Below are 17,595 nucleotides of genomic sequence, written 5' to 3' on the forward strand. Positions count from 1 at the left end.
TATTTTTCTCTCAGGAGTCAGGTAAAGCGTTGACTATGCTTTAATCAAGGTCTGTCACCTTGACTGAAGGTTGAACGGGGCCGAGAGAGGCACACAACTTCGTGCCGCACCGTTCAGGTCACAAATGTCGCCATTTAAATTGGATTGAGGCGATACAAAAACTAAGGATGATGAAGCATGTCTGATCGTGTTGATAGAGACGTGATTAATGCACTGATCTCAGGCCATTTTGCGGATCCTTTTTCCGTACTGGGGATGCACAGAACGGAAGCAGGGCTGGAAGTCCGGGCGTTACTGCCTGACGCGACCGACGTTTGGGTGATTGAACCCAAAACCGGGCGCAAAGTGGGCAAGCTGGAGTGCGTGGACTCACGCGGTTTCTTTTGTGGCATTCTGCCGCGTCGTAAAAATTTCTTCCGCTATCAGTTGGCTGTCGTCTGGCATGGCCAACAGAATCTTATTGATGACCCCTATAGCTTTGGCCCATTGCTCCAGGAAATGGATGCATGGTTGCTGTCCGAAGGTACCCACCTGCGCCCGTATGAAAAACTGGGCGCGCATGCGGACACGATGGACGGCATCACCGGGACTCGCTTTGCGGTCTGGGCGCCTAACGCCCAGCGCGTTTCCGTCGTCGGGCAGTTTAACTACTGGGATGGCCGCCGTCACCCGATGCGTCTGCGTCGGGAAACCGGAATTTGGGAGCTGTTCATCCCCGGCGCACACAACGGTCAGCTGTATAAATTCGAGATGATCGACGCTCGCGGCGCGCTGCGGATTAAAGCAGACCCTTATGCCTTTGAAGCTCAGATGCGCCCGGAAACGGCATCGCTGATCTGCGGGTTGCCGCCGAAAGTTGAGCAAAGCGAAGAACGCAAAAAAGCCAACCAGTTCGACGCCCCTATCTCTATCTACGAGGTGCACCTGGGTTCCTGGCGCCGTCATACCGACAACAACTACTGGCTGAGCTACCGCGAGCTGGCTGAACAACTGGTGCCGTACGCCAAATGGATGGGCTTCACCCATCTGGAGCTGCTGCCGGTTAACGAGCACCCGTTTGACGGCAGCTGGGGCTATCAGCCCACCGGGCTGTATGCGCCAACCCGCCGCTTCGGTACGCGCGAAGACTTCCGCTACTTCATCAACGCCGCGCACGCCGCCGGTCTGAACGTCATTCTCGACTGGGTGCCGGGGCACTTCCCGTCGGATGACTTCGCGCTGGCCGAGTTTGACGGCACCAACCTGTACGAGCATAGCGATCCGCGTGAAGGCTACCATCAGGACTGGAATACCCTGATTTATAACTATGGCCGCCGCGAAGTGAGTAACTTCCTGACGGGCAACGCCCTGTACTGGGTGGAGCGCTTCGGTATTGATGCGCTGCGCGTCGATGCGGTGGCGTCAATGATTTACCGCGACTACTCTCGTAAAGAGGGCGAGTGGATCCCGAACGAGTTCGGTGGCCGCGAAAACCTTGAAGCGATTGAGTTTCTGCGTCAGACCAACCGCGTGTTGGGCGAGCAGGTTCCCGGCGCGGTGAGTATGGCGGAAGAGTCTACCGACTTTGCCGGCGTCTCACGCCCGTCCGATATGGGCGGTCTGGGCTTCTGGTTTAAGTGGAACCTGGGCTGGATGCACGACACCCTGGACTACATGAAGCTCGATCCGGTTCATCGCCAGTACCATCACGACAAAATGACCTTCGGCATGCTTTACAACTACACGGAAAACTTCGTGTTGCCGTTATCGCATGACGAAGTGGTCCACGGTAAAAAATCCATTCTTGACCGTATGCCGGGCGACGCGTGGCAGAAGTTCGCCAACCTGCGCGCCTACTACGGCTGGATGTTCGCTTTCCCGGGCAAAAAGCTGCTGTTTATGGGCGATGAGTTTGCTCAGGGCCGCGAATGGAACTTTGACGGCAGCCTCGACTGGCATCTGCTGGAAGGCGACGATAACTGGCATCACGGGGTACAGCGTCTGGTGCGCGACCTCAACCATACCTATCGCCACCATAAAGCGATGCACGAGCTGGACTTCGACCCGTACGGGTTTGAATGGCTGGTGGTTGATGACCACGCGCGTTCGGTATTTGCCTTTGTCCGCCGCGACAAAGCCGGGAACGAAGTGATTGTGGTCAGTAACTTTACGCCGGTGCCGCGCCACGACTATCGCTTCGGCATTAATCAGCCGGGGCGCTGGCGTGAAGTGCTGAATACCGATTCTGCCCATTACCACGGCAGCAACGCCGGTAACGGCGGCGTGGTGCACAGCGATAATCTCGAAAGCCATGGTCGTCCGCAGTCGCTGAGCCTGACGTTGCCGCCGCTGTCGACTATCTGGCTGGTACGGGAAGGGGATTAACCACATGGGGCAACTCGCAGCAGGGAAACCCGCGCCGCTCGGCGCCAGCTTTGACGGCGAAGGCGTGAACTTCACGCTTTTTTCGGCGCATGCCCAGCGGGTAGAACTCTGCGTGTTTGACGCGCAGGGCAACGAGTCGCGCTATGACCTTCCCGCCCGTAGCGGCGACGTCTGGCACGGCTATTTGCCCTATGCGGGCCCCGGCTTACGTTACGGTTATCGGGTGCATGGCCCGTGGGATCCGCAGCAGGGCTTCCGCTTTAACCCGGCAAAGCTGCTGCTCGACCCGTGCTGTTTTCGCGCCGAGGGCGACCCGGTAGACGACCCGCGTTTTCACGATGGCTACGACGTGCCGGATGAACGCGACAGCGCGCCGGTGGCGCCAAAATCGGTGGTCGTAGACCTGGCGTACGACTGGCAGGACGACGCCGCACCGCGCACCGCGTGGGGCAAAACCGTTATCTACGAAGCGCACGTCAAAGGGCTGACCCTGCGCCACCCGGGGCTGCCGGATGCCATCCGCGGAACCTATAAGGCGCTGGGCCACCCGGTGATGATCGACTACTTCAAGCGGCTTGGCATCACGGCGCTGGAGCTGCTGCCGGTGGCGCATTTCGCCAGCGAACAGCGTCTACTGCGGATGGGGCTGCGCAACTACTGGGGCTACAACCCGCTGGCGATGTTTGCCCTGTCGCCGCGTTACGCCAGCGCGCCCGAGCACGCGCTGGACGAGTTTCGCGATGCGGTAAAAGCGCTGCATCAGGCCGGTATCGAGGTGATCCTCGATGTGGTGCTGAATCACAGCGCCGAGTTGGATCTGCATTGTCAGACCTTCTCGCTGCGGGGGATTGATAACCGCAGCTATTATTGGTTGAGAGAAGACGGCGATTATCACAACTGGACGGGCTGCGGCAACACGCTGAATCTCAGTCACCCGGGCGTCGTGGAATACGCCCGTCAGTGCCTGCGATTCTGGGTTGACGTCTGCCACGTTGATGGTTTTCGTTTTGATTTAGCGTCGGTGATTGGCCGAACGCCGGGCTATCGTCAGGATGCGCCGCTGTTTAAGGCTATCCATGACGACCCGGTATTGTCGACGGTGAAGCTGATTGCTGAACCGTGGGATATCGGCGACGGTGGCTACCAGGTGGGGAACTTCCCGTCCGGTTTCAGCGAGTGGAATGACCGTTTCCGTGATGCTATGCGTCGCTTCTGGCTTGAGGAGTCGCTGTCGCTGGGGGAATTTGCCCAGCGCTTCGCCGCCTCTAGCGACGTCTTTCAGCATCAGGAGAGGCAACCGCACGCGGCCATCAACCTGGTCACCGCTCACGATGGCTTCACCCTGCGCGATTGTGTGAGCTTTAACAATAAGCACAACGACGCCAACGGCGAAGAGAATCGTGACGGAACCAGCAATAACCATAGCAATAATCATGGTATCGAAGGATTGGAAGCAAACCTGGATGTAATGGCGCGTCGGCAGGGTAGCGTTCAGGCGCTGCTGACAACGCTGCTGTTATCGCAGGGAACGCCAATGTTGCTGGCCGGTGACGAACACGGTCACAGCCAGCAAGGTAACAACAATGCCTACTGCCAGGACAATTCGTTGACCTGGCTTGATTGGGAAAACGCGGATGATGCGCTGACCGACTTTACCGCCGCTCTAATCCATCTGCGCCAGCAAATTCCGGCCTTAACGGACGATCGCTGGTGGCAGGAGGGCGACGGTAACGTTCAATGGCTCAATCAGGACGCGCAGCCGCTGTCTGCCGAGGAGTGGCAGCACGGGGCGCGCCGGATGCAGATTCTGCTTTCCGATCGCTGGCTCATTACGCTCAATGCGACGCAGGACGTGGCAAACCTGAAGTTACCCGTGGGGGAGTGGCGCGCCGTTCCTCCATTTACCGGCGATGAAGCGCCGGTAGTCATGGCTGTCTGGCATGGGCCCGCGCACGGAGTGTGCGTATTTCAAAGGTCATAGTCTCTGAATTACCCGGAACCCCGCACCTGTGCGGGGACTACCTAATAACCCGGAAGGACGAGCAACAAAAGGAGTTAATCATGGTTAGGCTAGAAAAAAACGATCCCTTAATGCTGGCTCGCCAGTTACCTATCAAATCCGTCGCCCTGATTCTGGCGGGCGGACGCGGAACGCGATTAAAGGATCTCACCAATAAACGGGCAAAACCCGCTGTCCACTTCGGCGGTAAATTCCGCATTATCGACTTTGCATTATCTAACTGCCTGAACTCCGGGATCCGCCGTATCGGCGTGATTACGCAGTACCAGTCCCACACGCTGGTGCAGCACATCCAGCGTGGCTGGTCCTTCTTCAGCGAGGAGATGAACGAATTTGTGGATCTGCTGCCGGCTCAGCAGCGGATGCACGGTGAAAACTGGTATCGCGGTACCGCCGATGCGGTGACCCAGAACCTCGACATTATTCGCCGCTACAAAGCGGAGTATGTGGTGATCCTCGCCGGTGACCACATCTACAAACAAGATTACTCGCGCATGCTGATCGACCACGTCGAAAAAGGCGCGCGTTGCACCGTGGCGTGCATTCCGGTGCCCATCGAAGAGGCATCGGCGTTCGGCGTCATGGCGGTTGACGAAAATGACAAGATTATCGACTTCGTGGAAAAACCGGCTAACCCGCCAGCCATGCCGAGCGACCCAAGCAAATCGCTCGCCAGCATGGGGATCTATGTCTTTGATGCGGATTACCTTTATGAACTGCTGGAGCAGGATGACGTCAACGAAAACTCCAGCCACGACTTCGGCAAAGATTTAATTCCGTTAATTACCAAAGCTGGCGCGGCTTATGCACATCCTTTCCCGCTGTCCTGCGTACAGTCCGACCCGGACGCTGAACCGTACTGGCGCGATGTGGGAACCCTGGAAGCCTACTGGAAAGCGAACCTCGACCTGGCATCGGTGACCCCTGAGCTGGATATGTACGACCAGCACTGGCCAATCCGTACCCATATGGAGTCCCTGCCTCCGGCGAAGTTCGTCCAGGACCGCTCCGGCAGCCACGGCATGACCCTGAACTCGCTGGTCTCCGGCGGCTGTATTATTTCCGGTTCGGTGGTGGTGCAGTCGGTGCTGTTCCCACGCGTGCGCGTGAACTCGTTCTGTAACATTGATTCGGCAGTCTTACTGCCAGATGTGTGGGTCGGGCGCTCCTCACGCCTGCGTCGCTGCGTCATCGACCGGGCCTGCGTGATTCCAGAAGGCATGGTGATCGGTGAAGATGCGGAAGAGGATGCGCGTCGCTTCTACCGTTCAGAAGAAGGGATCGTGCTGGTAACGCGCGAGATGTTGCGGCAGCTGGGGTACAAACAGGAGCGATAATGCAGGTTTTACACGTTTGTTCTGAGATGTTCCCGTTATTAAAAACGGGTGGCCTTGCGGATGTTATCGGCGCGCTGCCGGCGGCACAGATTGCCGAAGGGACTGACGCTCGCGTGCTGTTACCCGCGTTTCCGGATATTCGCCGCGGGATTACGGATGCCAAAGTGGTGACGCGTCGTGATACGTTCGCCGGGCGCATTACGCTGCTGTTCGGCCACTATAACGGCGTTGGTATTTACCTGATTGATGCGCCGCATCTCTACGATCGCCCTGGGAGCCCGTATCACGACACGCACCTGAACGCCTATCCCGATAACGTGAAGCGTTTTGCGCTGTTGGGCTGGGTGGGCAGCGAAATGGCCTGCGGTCTGGATCCGTTCTGGCGTCCGGACGTGGTGCATGCCCACGACTGGCACGCGGGCCTGGCTCCGGCCTATCTGGCGGCTCGCGGTCGCCCGGCGAAATCGGTGTTTACGGTACATAATCTGGCGTATCAGGGGCTGTTTTACAGCCACCATATGGATGAAATCCAGCTGCCGGCAGAATACTTCAACATGCACGGGCTGGAATTCCACGGGCAGATTTCGTTCCTGAAAGCGGGGCTGTTCTTCGCGGATCATATTACCGCCGTCAGCCCAACCTACGCCCGGGAGATTACCGAACCGCAGTTTGCCTACGGTATGGAAGGGCTGCTGCGTCAACGGCATAAAGAAGGCCGTCTGTCGGGGATTCTCAACGGCGTGGATGACAACGTCTGGAGTCCGGAAAAAGACCTGCTGCTGCCAGCAAGCTATAGCCGCGATACGCTAGAGAAGAAAGCGGAGAACAAACGGCAGCTCCAGATTGCGATGGGACTGAAGGTCAGCGACACCGCGCCGCTGTTTGCCGTGGTCAGCCGCCTCACCAGCCAGAAAGGGCTGGATCTGGTGCTGGAAGCCCTGCCGGGCCTGCTGGAGCAGGGCGGTCAGTTGGCGCTGCTAGGCGCGGGCGATCCGGTATTGCAGGAAGGTTTTCTCGCCGCCGCCGCAGAACATCCGGGGCAGGTGGGCGTACAGATTGGCTACCACGAAGCGTTCTCGCACCGCATTATCGGCGGCGCGGATGTCATCCTGGTGCCGAGCCGCTTTGAGCCATGCGGCTTAACGCAGCTTTACGGTCTGAAGTACGGCACGCTGCCGTTGGTCCGTCGTACCGGTGGTCTGGCGGATACCGTGGCGGATAGCTCGCTGGAAAACCTGGCTGACGGTATCGCCAGCGGTTTTGTCTTTGAAGACAGCAACGCCTGGTCGCTGCTCAGAGCCATCCGCCGTGCTTTCGTATTATGGTCTCGTCCGTCGCTCTGGCGCTATGTACAACGTCAGGCGATGAACATGGATTTTAGCTGGCAGGTTGCTGCGCACTCTTATCGTGAGCTTTACCAACGCCTGATCTAACTACGGGGATCTGAGTTATGAATGCACCCTTTACGTATGCATCACCGACCCTCAGCGTTGAGGCACTGAAGCACTCTATTGCCTATAAGCTGATGTTCATCATCGGGAAAGATCCGGCTATCGCCAACAAACACGAATGGCTGAACGCCACCCTGTTTGCCGTTCGCGATCGTCTGGTTGAACGCTGGTTGCGCTCGAACCGCGCTCAGCTTTCCCAGGAAACGCGACAGGTTTACTACCTGTCGATGGAGTTTTTGATTGGCCGCACGCTTTCCAATGCGCTGTTGTCGTTAGGCCTGTATGACGACGTGAAAAACGCGCTGGAAGGAATGGGGTTAGACCTCGAAGAGCTGATCGACGAAGAGAACGACCCGGGCCTTGGCAACGGCGGTCTGGGCCGTCTGGCGGCCTGCTTCCTTGACTCGCTGGCGACGCTGGCGCTGCCGGGGCGCGGCTACGGTATTCGCTATGATTACGGCATGTTTAAGCAGAACATCGTCGACGGTCGTCAGAAAGAGTCGCCGGATTACTGGCTGGAGTACGGTAACCCGTGGGAGTTCCCGCGCCATAACACCCGCTACAGAGTGCGTTTCGGTGGCCGCGTGCAGATGGAAGGCAAAACCAGCCGCTGGCTGGAGACCGAAGAGATCCTGGCGGTCGCCTACGATCAAATTATCCCCGGCTACGACACCGACGCGACCAACACGCTGCGTCTGTGGAACGCCCAGGCCAGTAGCGAAATCAACCTGGGTAAATTTAACCAGGGCGATTACTTCGCCGCGGTGGAGGATAAAAACCACTCGGAGAACGTATCCCGTGTGCTCTACCCGGATGATTCCACCTATTCCGGGCGCGAGCTGCGCCTGCGTCAGGAGTACTTCCTGGTCTCCGCGACGGTGCAGGACATTTTAAATCGCCACTACATGTTGCATAAAACCTATGACAACCTGGCGGATAAAATTGCCATCCACCTCAACGACACCCATCCGGTGCTGTCGATTCCTGAGCTGATGCGCCTGCTGATTGACGAGCACAAGTTCAGCTGGGACGACGCTTTTAACGTCACCTGTCAGGTCTTCTCGTACACCAACCACACGCTGATGAGCGAAGCGCTGGAAACCTGGCCGGTGGACATGCTCGGCAAAATTCTGCCGCGTCATTTGCAGATTATCTTCGAGATTAACGACTACTTCCTGAAGACGCTGCAGGAGCAGTACCCGAACGACACCGCGCTGCTGAGCCGCACGTCGATCATCGACGAGTCCAACGGCCGCCGCGTACGCATGGCGTGGCTGGCGGTGGTGGTGAGTAAGAAGGTCAACGGCGTTTCTGAACTGCACTCGAACCTGATGGTGCAGTCGCTGTTCGCCGACTTCGCCGCTATCTTCCCGACCCGCTTTACCAACGTCACTAACGGCGTGACCCCGCGCCGCTGGCTGGCGCTGGCGAACCCGGCGCTCTCCGGTGTGTTGGACGAAAATATCGGCCAGACCTGGCGTTCGGATCTCAGTCAGTTGAGCGAGCTGGAACAGCACATCGATTATCCGAAGGTGAATCAGGCGGTGCAGCACGCCAAGCTGGAGAACAAAAAGCGCCTCGCGGCGTTTATTGCCCAGAACCTGAACGTGGTGGTGAATCCCCACGCGCTGTTTGACGTGCAGATCAAGCGCATCCACGAATATAAGCGTCAGCTGATGAACGTGCTGCACGTGATCGCTCGCTACAACCGCATCAAGGCCGATCCGGACGCGAAGTGGGTGCCGCGGGTGAATATCTTCGCCGGTAAAGCGGCGTCGGCCTACTACATGGCGAAGCACATCATTCACCTGATCAACGACGTGGCGGACGTGATCAACAACGATCCGCAGATTGGCGATAAGCTCAAGGTGGTGTTTATCCCGAACTACAGCGTGAGCCTGGCGCAGATGATCATTCCGGCGGCCGATCTTTCCGAGCAGATTTCGCTGGCGGGGACGGAAGCCTCCGGCACCAGTAACATGAAGTTTGCGCTCAACGGTGCGTTAACCATCGGTACGCTGGACGGCGCTAACGTGGAGATGCAGGAGCACGTTGGGGCGGATAACTTCTTTATCTTTGGCAACACGGCTGAAGAGGTGGAGGCGCTGCGCCGCAAAGGCTACAGTCCGCGTGACTTCTACGAGCAGGATGAAGAGCTACGCCAGGTGCTGACGCAAATCGCCACCGGCGTGTTCAGCCCGAGCGAGCCGGGCCGCTACCGCGACCTGGTGGATTCGCTGATTAACTTCGGCGACCACTATCAGGTGCTGGCCGACTTCCGCAGCTATGTGGACTGTCAGGACAGGGTCGATGAGCTGTATCAGGAGCCGGAGCAGTGGACCACCAAAGCGATGCACAACATCGCCAACATGGGCTACTTCTCCTCTGACCGCACGATCAAAGAGTATGCCGAGCATATCTGGTATATCGAACCGGTGAGGCTGTAAACGTCAAACGGGGCCAATCGGCCCCGTTTCTTTTCCCTGGTCGCTTATGACGCCAGCGACAATTCAGGCTTTCCCAGCGTTTTCACCAGCCATGCGCTAATCCGTGACTGCTGTTCGGCGTTCAGCCACATTCCCTGCTTAGTCCGGCGCCAGATAGCATCGTCGAGGCGACGCACCCACTCGTGTTCGACCAGGTAACGCAGCTCCGCTTCGTAAAACTCATGGCCGAAATCTTCACCCAGCCCGGCAATATTCTTCGCATCGCCAATAATCAGCTCGCTGTTGCTGCCGTAGGTGCGGGCGAAATGGCGGGCCAGTGATTCGCTGATAAACGGATAACGGCGGCGCAGCTTCGCCGCGTAGTCGTCACGATCGCTGCCAATCTCACCGCCTGGCAGCACCGCGCCTTTGGTCCAGGCCGGGCCAATGCCCTGATAGTATGGGGCCAGTTTCTCGAGCGCGTGTTCTGCCAGCTTGCGGTAGGTGGTGAGCTTGCCGCCAAACACCGACAGCAGCGGCGCTTTGCCGTGGTCGTCATGGATATCCAGCGTATAGTCGCGGGTGATCGCCTGCGGAGAATCCGACTCGTCGTCACACAGCGGGCGCACGCCGGAGTAGGTCCAGACGATATCTTCACGAGCGAGCTGTTTCTTAAAGTGGCCGTTATAGACTTTCAGCAGATAGCTAATCTCGCTTTCGTCGATTTCGACGTTTTTCGGATCGCCGTGGTACTCCACGTCGGTAGTGCCAATAATTGAGAATTCGTCCATCCACGGGATCACAAACACGATGCGCTTATCTTCGTTTTGCAGAATGTAGGCTTGCTTCTGGTTGTGCACGCGGGGCACCACAATATGACTGCCCTTGATCAGGCGGATGCCGTATGGCGAAGGCAGATGCATCCCGTCGTCAAAGAACTGTTTGACCCACGGACCGGTGGCATTCACCAGACCGCGCGCCTGCCAGCGGAATTTTTCGCCGCTGTCGATATCTTCCGCTTCCACCACCCACAGGCCGTTTTCGCGTTTCGCTGAGATTGCGCGAGTACGGGTTCGGACTTCACCGCCTTTTTTTACCACCATTTGCGCGTTAGCCAGTACCAGACGAGCATCATCGACCCAGCAGTCGGAATATTCGAAACCGCGCACGATTTCCGGCTTCAGGACCGATTCTGCGCCAAAACGCAAACCGGTAGAAGCGGGCAGGCTGGTGCGCTTACCCAGGTGATCGTACATAAACAGACCGGTACGGATCATCCATGCCGGGCGCAGATGCGGGCGGTGCGGCAGACGAAAACGCATCGGAATGGCGATGTGCGGGGCCATTTTCAGCAGCACTTCACGCTCGGCCAGCGCTTCGCTGACCAGACGGAATTCGTAGTGTTCAAGGTAGCGCAGGCCGCCATGGATCAGTTTCGAGCTGGCGCTCGACGTGGCGCAGGCCAGATCTCTGGCTTCCAGCATCAGCACGGATAATCCGCGCCCCGCTGCGTCAGCCGCAATGCCCGCACCGTTGATACCGCCACCTATCACAATCAGATCTTTGGTTTCCATTATTGCTACCTCAGGGACTTTCGTTATAGCTCATTAATGTTCGATATCGCTCATAATAGCAAGTAAACGCGCTTTTGGTAACATTGAAAAAACATTTTAGAGTGATGTGCATAACATATTGGCGTTTACGTGGCCTGAGGACGTACACTTGGCGGTAAAATATCGCCAGCAAGACAATACCTGCCATAAAGATAAGAGAGCACCATGGAACAGTTTGAATGTATTAACGTAGAACAGGCGCACCAAAAGCTGCAGCAAAGCACCGCTGTGCTGGTGGATATTCGCGACCCGCAGAGCTTTGCGATGGGCCATACCCCAGGCGCGTTTCATCTGACTAACGACACGCTGGGCGCGTTTATGCGTGATAACGATTTTGAAACGCCGGTGATGGTGATGTGCTATCACGGCAACAGCAGCAAAGGTGCTGCGCAGTACCTGTTGCAGCAGGGTTATGACCAGGTCTACAGCGTCGACGGCGGCTTTGATGCCTGGCACCGTCACTTCCCCGCTGAGGTGGAGCACGCGGCTTTCTAAGACGGCTGCGTTCGCCCATTCCTGATACCGCCTGCTGTCAGGCGGTCATTGCGCGCCTTTGCAACGTATCTGTCAGAGTTTGGGTATATACTGTCCCCTTTTGTGTGGAATAGAAGCGACCTGCTGAATGTTGATGATCACCTCTTTTACCAACCCGCGCGTGGCCCAGGCCTTTGTTGACTATATGGCGACGCAGGGGGTTATTCTGACTATCCAGCAGCATACGCGCAGCGATGTCTGGCTTTCTGATGAAGCGCAGGAGGCCCGCGTGCGCGACGAGCTGGAGCGCTTTCTTGAGAACCCGGCCGATCCGCGCTACCTGGCGGCGAGCTGGCAGTCCGGGCAGACCAACAGCGGCCTGCACTATCGTCGTTTTCCTTTCCTTGCCACGCTGAAAGCCGGTGCTGGCCCGGTGACGATGAGCATCATGGCGGTCTGCATTCTGGTCTTTATTCTGATGAGCGTCATCGGCGATCAGCCGGTCATGATTTGGCTCGCCTGGCCGTACGACGATTCGCTGAAATTTGAAGTCTGGCGCTATTTTACCCACGCATTCATGCATTTCTCGTTCGTTCATATCCTCTTTAACCTGCTATGGTGGTGGTACCTTGGCGGCGCGATAGAGAAGCGCATTGGCAGCGGCAAACTGGTGGTGATTACCGTTATCAGCGCGCTGCTGAGCGGCTTTATTCAGCATCAGTTTAGCGGTCCGTGGTTTGGCGGACTTTCCGGTGTGGTCTATGCCTTGATGGGCTACGCCTGGCTGCGCGGTGAGCGCGACCCGCAGAGCGGCATTTTCCTGCCGCGCGGGCTGATTATGTTCTCATTGGTCTGGCTGGTTGCCGGGTGGTTCAACGTTTTTGGGATGTCGATTGCGAACGGCGCGCACGTCACCGGGCTGGTGATTGGTCTGGCTATGGCCTTCGTCGATACGCTTAATGTGCGAAAGCGAGCATAATTTTCCAGGGATTCATCATGAAACAAACACAACGTCATGACGCGATAATCGAACTGGTCAAACTCCAGGGCTATGTCAGTACGGAAGAGCTGGTGGAGCACTTTTCCGTCAGCCCCCAGACCATTCGTCGCGATTTGAATGACCTTGCGGAACAGAAAAAAATCTTGCGCCATCACGGCGGCGCGGCGTTGCCGTCGAGCTCGGTCAACGCCTCATGGCACGATAGAAAAGCGACGCAAACGGCTGAGAAAGAGCGTATCGCACAGAAGGTGGCAAGCCAGATCCCGAACGGCTCGGCGCTGTTTATCGACATCGGTACGACCCCGGAAGCGGTGGCCCACGCGCTGCTTAATCACAGCGACCTGCGCATCGTGACCAACAACCTTAACGTGGCTAACACGTTGATGGTGAAAGAAGATTTTCGCATTATTCTGGCAGGCGGTGAGCTGCGAAGCCGCGATGGCGGTATCATCGGCGAGGCGACGCTGGACTTCATCTCCCAGTTCCGCCTCGACTTCGGCATTCTCGGCATCAGCGGCATCGACAGCGACGGTTCGCTGCTGGAGTTTGACTATCACGAGGTGCGCACCAAGCGTGCGATTATTGATAATTCCCGCCACGTCATTCTGGTTGTCGACCATTCGAAATTTGGTCGTAACGCGATGGTCAATATGGGCAGTATCAGCATGGTGGATGCGGTATACACCGACGTGCTACCGCCGCCGGGCGTGATGCAGGTGATTGCCGAAAATGAGGTGCAGCTGGAGCTGTGCTAAGGCCTGATAAGCTTCGCGCTATCAGGCAGTGGTCGGAAAGGAGAAACGTAAACCGTTTCTCCTTTTTTATTAAACGCCATACCCCATCATCTTCAGCAACTGCTGTGCGTGCTGCACCGCATCCTGACGGTGCGCCACGCCAAGCTTCTGATAAAGATTACGGATATGGGTTTTGATGGTGGTTGCCGCCACGTCCAGTTCACCGGCAATTTGTTCGTTGCTATAGCCTGAATAGATAAGCCCCAGCACCTGCCACTCGCGCTGGGTGAGCGGGCTGGTACGGATGAGCTCCGGCACTTCCGGGTGGTTCAGCAGGCGCTCGACGAAGCTTTCGTCGAAGTGGGCGAACTTATGACGATGGTGCTGGTTGATTTCACGCAGAATGCGCTGGGCACGATGCTGGTCCAGCTCTGGCAGCGTATTCAGCTGAATCAGCTGGCGTAGCTGCTGGGCCATCGCTTCGCCTTCAATCACAAAGTGGCTGATGAACCCGGTGCGGTTGGCGAGCTGGAGCGCCTCCAGCAGCACGCGCTGGGCTTCATTCTTATTACCCGCTTGCCAGTGCAGCTGGTTGAGCAGCAGCAGGTTGCGGTTGAGATCGCTCATCAGGCGCAGCCCACGGGCATTCTCATTCAGCTCTTCGAGCACCATTTCCGCGGAGTCGAACTCGCCCAGCAGAATCTGCGCGCGGGCAATGTTACGCCACTGACCCTGCAGGAAGTGGTTGTTGGCGAACTCCGGCTTCGGCGTGTGTCGCAGCCAGTTGGCGGCCGCTTTTTTATCGCCGACCATCTGCCAGTAGATGACGCGAACCTTATCCGCGTTGGAAACCCAGTCGCTGTGATAGGCACCGTTGCCGAGCAGATTTTCAAGACGGTTCAGGTGGTTGCGGGCGTTATCCAGGTCGCCGCGTGCCAGCGAGCATTGTACCTGTAACGTCAGGCACTGGAGCTGCTGCTGCGGTTGGAAGCCACTCAACACTTCTATACCGGTGCGGGCAGCGGTTTCCGCCTCGTCGAGACGCGCCCACGCCCACAGCAGCTGCGCGCGGATGCGCAGCAGGAATTCATGCATCGGCAGCTGTTCCAGATGCTGCTCGCGAATCAGCTGGAAACCTTTTTCCTGACACTCCCAGGCGGCTTGTAAGAAGCCCTGGGCAAACAAAATTTCGCTTTGTTGAATCAGACTCCACAGCGCGTAGTGCCAGATATCGTGGCGGCGCGCCATCTGTTCTGTTTGCTGCATGACGGCGATGGACTGGCTGAGTTGCCCCTTGCAGTGCAGCACTTCACCATGCACAGACGTGGCGACGATACGGCTGTAGAAGTTAGCCAGCGGCAGTTCTTCCAGCGCCACGGTCGACAGACGCTCGGCTTCGTCCTGGTCGCCGTCGTTGATGGCGACCTGCGCGCGCAGGGCGTTGAAATCGCCGTGCAGCGAGGTATCCATTTCAAACGTCATCTCCTGCTCGGCGCGAGCCAGCAGGGTGTTTACTTCACTGTAGCGGTGCTGGCTTTGCATCAGCCAGGCCTGGAGCAGCACCAGACGCGGGTTTTCCAGCAGGCTTTCCCACGGCAGCGCGGAGAGCGACTCTTCAAGCAGCGCCAGCTCGCTGTGGTGGAACAGACCCCAGGCGTGATTCAGCAGAATATCGCGCAGCATTTTCGGGTCGCCAGCCGCCAGCGCGTGATGGATAGCTTCGCTTGGGAAGCCCTGCGCCATCCAGCTTTCCGCCGCCGCGCGGTGGATTTCCGGCAGCTCGGTGGCCAGTTCCCACTGGCAACGTTGACGCAGGAAGCTACAGAACAGCGGGTGATAGTTGAACCACTCGCCGGAGTTATCCATGCGCTGAATAAACAGCCCCTGGCGTTCAATCTCTTCAAGGCGCATCTGGCCGTTTTCTTCACCGGTCACGCGAGCGATGAGCGCATCGTTCATGGAGCGCAGCAGCGAGCTTTTCAGCAGGAAGTTGCGTGTTTGCGAATCGACGTTATCCAGCACTTCATCCACCAGATAATCGGACAGGTGGCTGGCGTTAATCCCCGCCAGACGACGCGCCGAATGTTGGGTGGCGTTATTACGCTGGCGTGCGGAGAGCGCGATCAGCTGGAGCGCGGTCGCCCAGCCGGCAACGTCGTCGCACAGGCGGCTGCTTTCCGCCGCTTCGATGGGCGCGGCTAAGCGGCAGTCGAAGAATTGTTTGGTTTCCGCATGCGTAAAGGAGAGCTGCTGGCTGCCAATCTCCAGCAATTGATCGCGCACGCGCAGGTTGGCGATACCCAACTGCGGCAGATTGCGCGATAGCACGACCAGCGTCAGATTTTCCGGCTGGTGGCGCAGGAAGAAACGCATGGCATCGTGGATCACCGGGTTGGTAATCAGGTGGTAATCATCGATCACCAAATACAGCGGACGTTGCCACTCGCTGAGTTCAATAAACAGTTGTGCGAAAAGGGAGCTGAGGCTCGCGTACTGGCGCTTTTGCACCATGTTTTCGCTGGCCTCGCAATGGCCGCCTGTCGCCTGCTGGATAGCCGCGATCAGGTAGCTGGCAAAGCGCTCCTGTTGGTTATCGCCTTCATCCAGCGAATACCAACCAAGGTCACTCATTCCTGCCGCCCATTGTGATACGAGCGTGGTCTTTCCATAGCCAGCCGGACTGGTTATCAGCGCCAGACGATAATTGTTCGCGCCGGAAAGTTTCGCCAACAGCCGATCGCGAATCACCGTGTGTTCGAGACGGACTGGTCGACTTAGTTTTGACGGAATCAACATAGCTAATCACTTCACTGTGAGGATTGGAAAACGAGATTTTTTTTGCGCTTCGTAATTAATCCCTACAAAGGTCGGTCAAATGCCTATGTATTGCAAGTTATGTCCCGTTTTGATGTCTGCTAATTTGCGATATGTCACAAATTCTTTAATTTAATACCATCCACGTAGAACGGCGCGCAGAGCGCGGAAATGCGGGGTTTTATAACCTATTGTGGTTACAAGTGAAAATAAACTTTAAGCACCTATGGAATAAAGAGCGTTTAAAGATATGTCAGCTCACGTAATTTTCCGTAGAAACAATACGTATTAATTTGTTGCTTATTTTCGCAAGGGGATTGTTTCCTTATTTACATATTTACTGCGAAACAGTATTTCATTTTATGAGCTGGCGCGAAGATCTCACGGGCATAATCCCAGAGACTGAATTCTGAAAAAAGGACGTGCTGAACCGGCTGAAAAACGCGCAAAACTGCCGCCAGTCGCTAACGTTATAGTGGCGGCGATCACACTTTTCGCTCATCCCTGCGACTCCTCCCCGCCTAATCCTGGACAGGATGAGGAAGTCGCGCATTCAGCCAGGCAAACTACCGCTAACGTTTATGTAAAAAGGATTCGATTTCACTATGTCACAGCCTACTTTTAATCACGATTCATTCCAGGCTGCCCTGACGCGTCAGTGGCAGCGTTTTGGCCTGCAGGCCGCTTCCGAAATGACGTCTCATCAGTGGTGGCAGGCTGTGAGCGGCGCGCTGGCTGAACAGCTGTCGGCGCAGCCGGTAGCGAAGCCAGCAAAAGATCAGCGTCACGTGAACTACATCTCCATGGAGTTCCTGATTGGCCGCCTGACCGGTAACAACCTGCTCAACCTCGGCTGGTATGAAGGGGTGAGTGAAGCGCTGAAGGCCTACAACATCAACCTGACTGACCTGCTGGAAGAAGAGACTGACCCGGCGCTGGGCAACGGTGGTTTGGGGCGTCTGGCGGCGTGCTTCCTCGACTCCATGGCGACCGTTGGCCAGTCCGCCACCGGCTATGGTCTGAACTACCAGTACGGTCTGTTCCGCCAGTCGTTTGCCGATGGCCAGCAGATGGAGGCGCCGGATGACTGGCAGCGCGGTAGCTACCCGTGGTTCCGCCACAACGCTGCGCTGGATGTGCAGGTGGGCATTGGCGGTAAAGTGGTCAAAGGCGAATGGCAGCCTGCCTTCACGATTACCGGTGAAGCCTGGGATCTGCCGGTGCTGGGCTATCGTAACGGCGTCGCGCAGCCGCTGCGTCTGTGGCAGGCGAAACATGCGCACCCGTTCAACCTGACCAAATTCAACGACGGCGATTTCCTGCGCGCTGAGCAGCAGGGCATTGACGCCGAAAAACTGACGA

General features: G+C 57.2%; 11 protein-coding genes. 9 read left to right on the forward strand and 2 right to left on the reverse strand.

Translation table 11 applies throughout. The annotated features are described in order from the left end of the window. The first annotated feature begins 177 nt into the window (after positions 1-177). The 5 genes from glgB (at position 178) to glgP (ending at position 9,619) form a co-directional block, all read left to right on the forward strand. Positions 178-2,364, forward strand: coding sequence for a 1,4-alpha-glucan branching enzyme (glgB, locus tag ACW14G_RS14765; protein WP_163446744.1), 2,187 nt, complete (start codon positions 178-180; stop codon positions 2,362-2,364). A 4-nt stretch (positions 2,365-2,368) separates the two neighbouring features. Beyond that, entirely contained in the window at positions 2,369-4,345 is a 1,977-nt protein-coding gene (gene glgX / locus ACW14G_RS14770; RefSeq protein WP_249022651.1) for a glycogen debranching protein GlgX, read from the forward strand. An 80-nt stretch (positions 4,346-4,425) separates the two neighbouring features. Then, positions 4,426-5,721, forward strand: a complete 1,296-nt coding sequence (gene glgC, locus ACW14G_RS14775; protein ID WP_064541420.1) for a glucose-1-phosphate adenylyltransferase — start codon at positions 4,426-4,428, stop codon at positions 5,719-5,721. Next, entirely contained in the window at positions 5,721-7,154 is a 1,434-nt protein-coding gene (glgA, locus tag ACW14G_RS14780; protein WP_065356439.1) for a glycogen synthase GlgA, read from the forward strand. Before glgC ends, glgA begins: the two co-directional genes overlap by 1 nt. A gap of 17 nt (positions 7,155-7,171) precedes the next feature. Next, positions 7,172-9,619 carry a glycogen phosphorylase gene (gene glgP / locus ACW14G_RS14785; RefSeq protein ID WP_163446740.1) on the forward strand — a complete coding sequence of 816 codons (2,448 nt, stop codon included), beginning with the start codon at positions 7,172-7,174 and terminating at the stop codon, positions 9,617-9,619. Between the two features lie 44 nt (positions 9,620-9,663). Here the strand turns inward: glgP and glpD are convergent, their stop codons facing one another. Beyond that, positions 9,664-11,172, reverse strand: a complete 1,509-nt coding sequence (gene glpD / locus ACW14G_RS14790; RefSeq protein WP_249022652.1) for a glycerol-3-phosphate dehydrogenase — start codon at positions 11,170-11,172, stop codon at positions 9,664-9,666. A gap of 204 nt (positions 11,173-11,376) precedes the next feature. Here glpD and glpE point away from each other — a divergent pair, with 204 nt between their 5' ends. The 3 genes from glpE to ACW14G_RS14805 all read left to right on the forward strand — a co-directional run bounded on the left by glpE (position 11,377) and on the right by ACW14G_RS14805 (position 13,440). Continuing rightward, on the forward strand, positions 11,377-11,706 hold the full coding sequence (gene glpE, locus ACW14G_RS14795; RefSeq protein WP_064541432.1) for a thiosulfate sulfurtransferase GlpE: 330 nt from the start codon (positions 11,377-11,379) through the stop codon (positions 11,704-11,706). Between the two features lie 127 nt (positions 11,707-11,833). Continuing rightward, positions 11,834-12,664, forward strand: a complete 831-nt coding sequence (gene glpG, locus ACW14G_RS14800; protein ID WP_223803748.1) for a rhomboid family intramembrane serine protease GlpG — start codon at positions 11,834-11,836, stop codon at positions 12,662-12,664. A 17-nt stretch (positions 12,665-12,681) separates the two neighbouring features. Next, positions 12,682-13,440: a DeoR/GlpR family transcriptional regulator gene (locus tag ACW14G_RS14805; RefSeq protein ID WP_064541438.1), complete on the forward strand. Its 759-nt coding sequence runs from the start codon at positions 12,682-12,684 to the stop codon at positions 13,438-13,440. Positions 13,441-13,509: 69 nt separating this feature from the next. Here the strand turns inward: ACW14G_RS14805 and malT are convergent, their stop codons facing one another. Continuing rightward, the gene (gene malT / locus ACW14G_RS14810) at positions 13,510-16,215 is read right to left on the reverse strand and encodes an HTH-type transcriptional regulator MalT (RefSeq protein WP_163446734.1); all 2,706 of its coding nucleotides are present in this window, start codon (positions 16,213-16,215) and stop codon (positions 13,510-13,512) included. A gap of 623 nt (positions 16,216-16,838) precedes the next feature. Here malT and ACW14G_RS14815 point away from each other — a divergent pair. Next, the coding region (locus tag ACW14G_RS14815) for a glycogen/starch/alpha-glucan phosphorylase (protein ID WP_455648661.1) at positions 16,839-17,595 on the forward strand (757 nt) is incomplete at its 3' end.

The organism is Kluyvera sp., from assembly GCF_965301105.1.

Bases quoted from the DNA above. Each gene is read 5' to 3' on its own strand.
- glgB (WP_163446744.1), top strand. From the start codon at position 178: ATGTCTGATCGTGTTGATAGAGACGTGATTAATGCACTGATCTCAGGC.
- glgX (WP_249022651.1), top strand. From the start codon at position 2,369: ATGGGGCAACTCGCAGCAGGGAAACCCGCGCCGCTCGGCGCCAGCTTT.
- glgC (WP_064541420.1), top strand. From the start codon at position 4,426: ATGGTTAGGCTAGAAAAAAACGATCCCTTAATGCTGGCTCGCCAGTTA.
- glgA (WP_065356439.1), top strand. From the start codon at position 5,721: ATGCAGGTTTTACACGTTTGTTCTGAGATGTTCCCGTTATTAAAAACG.
- glgP (WP_163446740.1), top strand. From the start codon at position 7,172: ATGAATGCACCCTTTACGTATGCATCACCGACCCTCAGCGTTGAGGCA.
- glpD (WP_249022652.1), bottom strand. From the start codon at position 11,172: ATGGAAACCAAAGATCTGATTGTGATAGGTGGCGGTATCAACGGTGCG.
- glpE (WP_064541432.1), top strand. From the start codon at position 11,377: ATGGAACAGTTTGAATGTATTAACGTAGAACAGGCGCACCAAAAGCTG.
- glpG (WP_223803748.1), top strand. From the start codon at position 11,834: ATGTTGATGATCACCTCTTTTACCAACCCGCGCGTGGCCCAGGCCTTT.
- ACW14G_RS14805 (WP_064541438.1), top strand. From the start codon at position 12,682: ATGAAACAAACACAACGTCATGACGCGATAATCGAACTGGTCAAACTC.
- malT (WP_163446734.1), bottom strand. From the start codon at position 16,215: ATGTTGATTCCGTCAAAACTAAGTCGACCAGTCCGTCTCGAACACACG.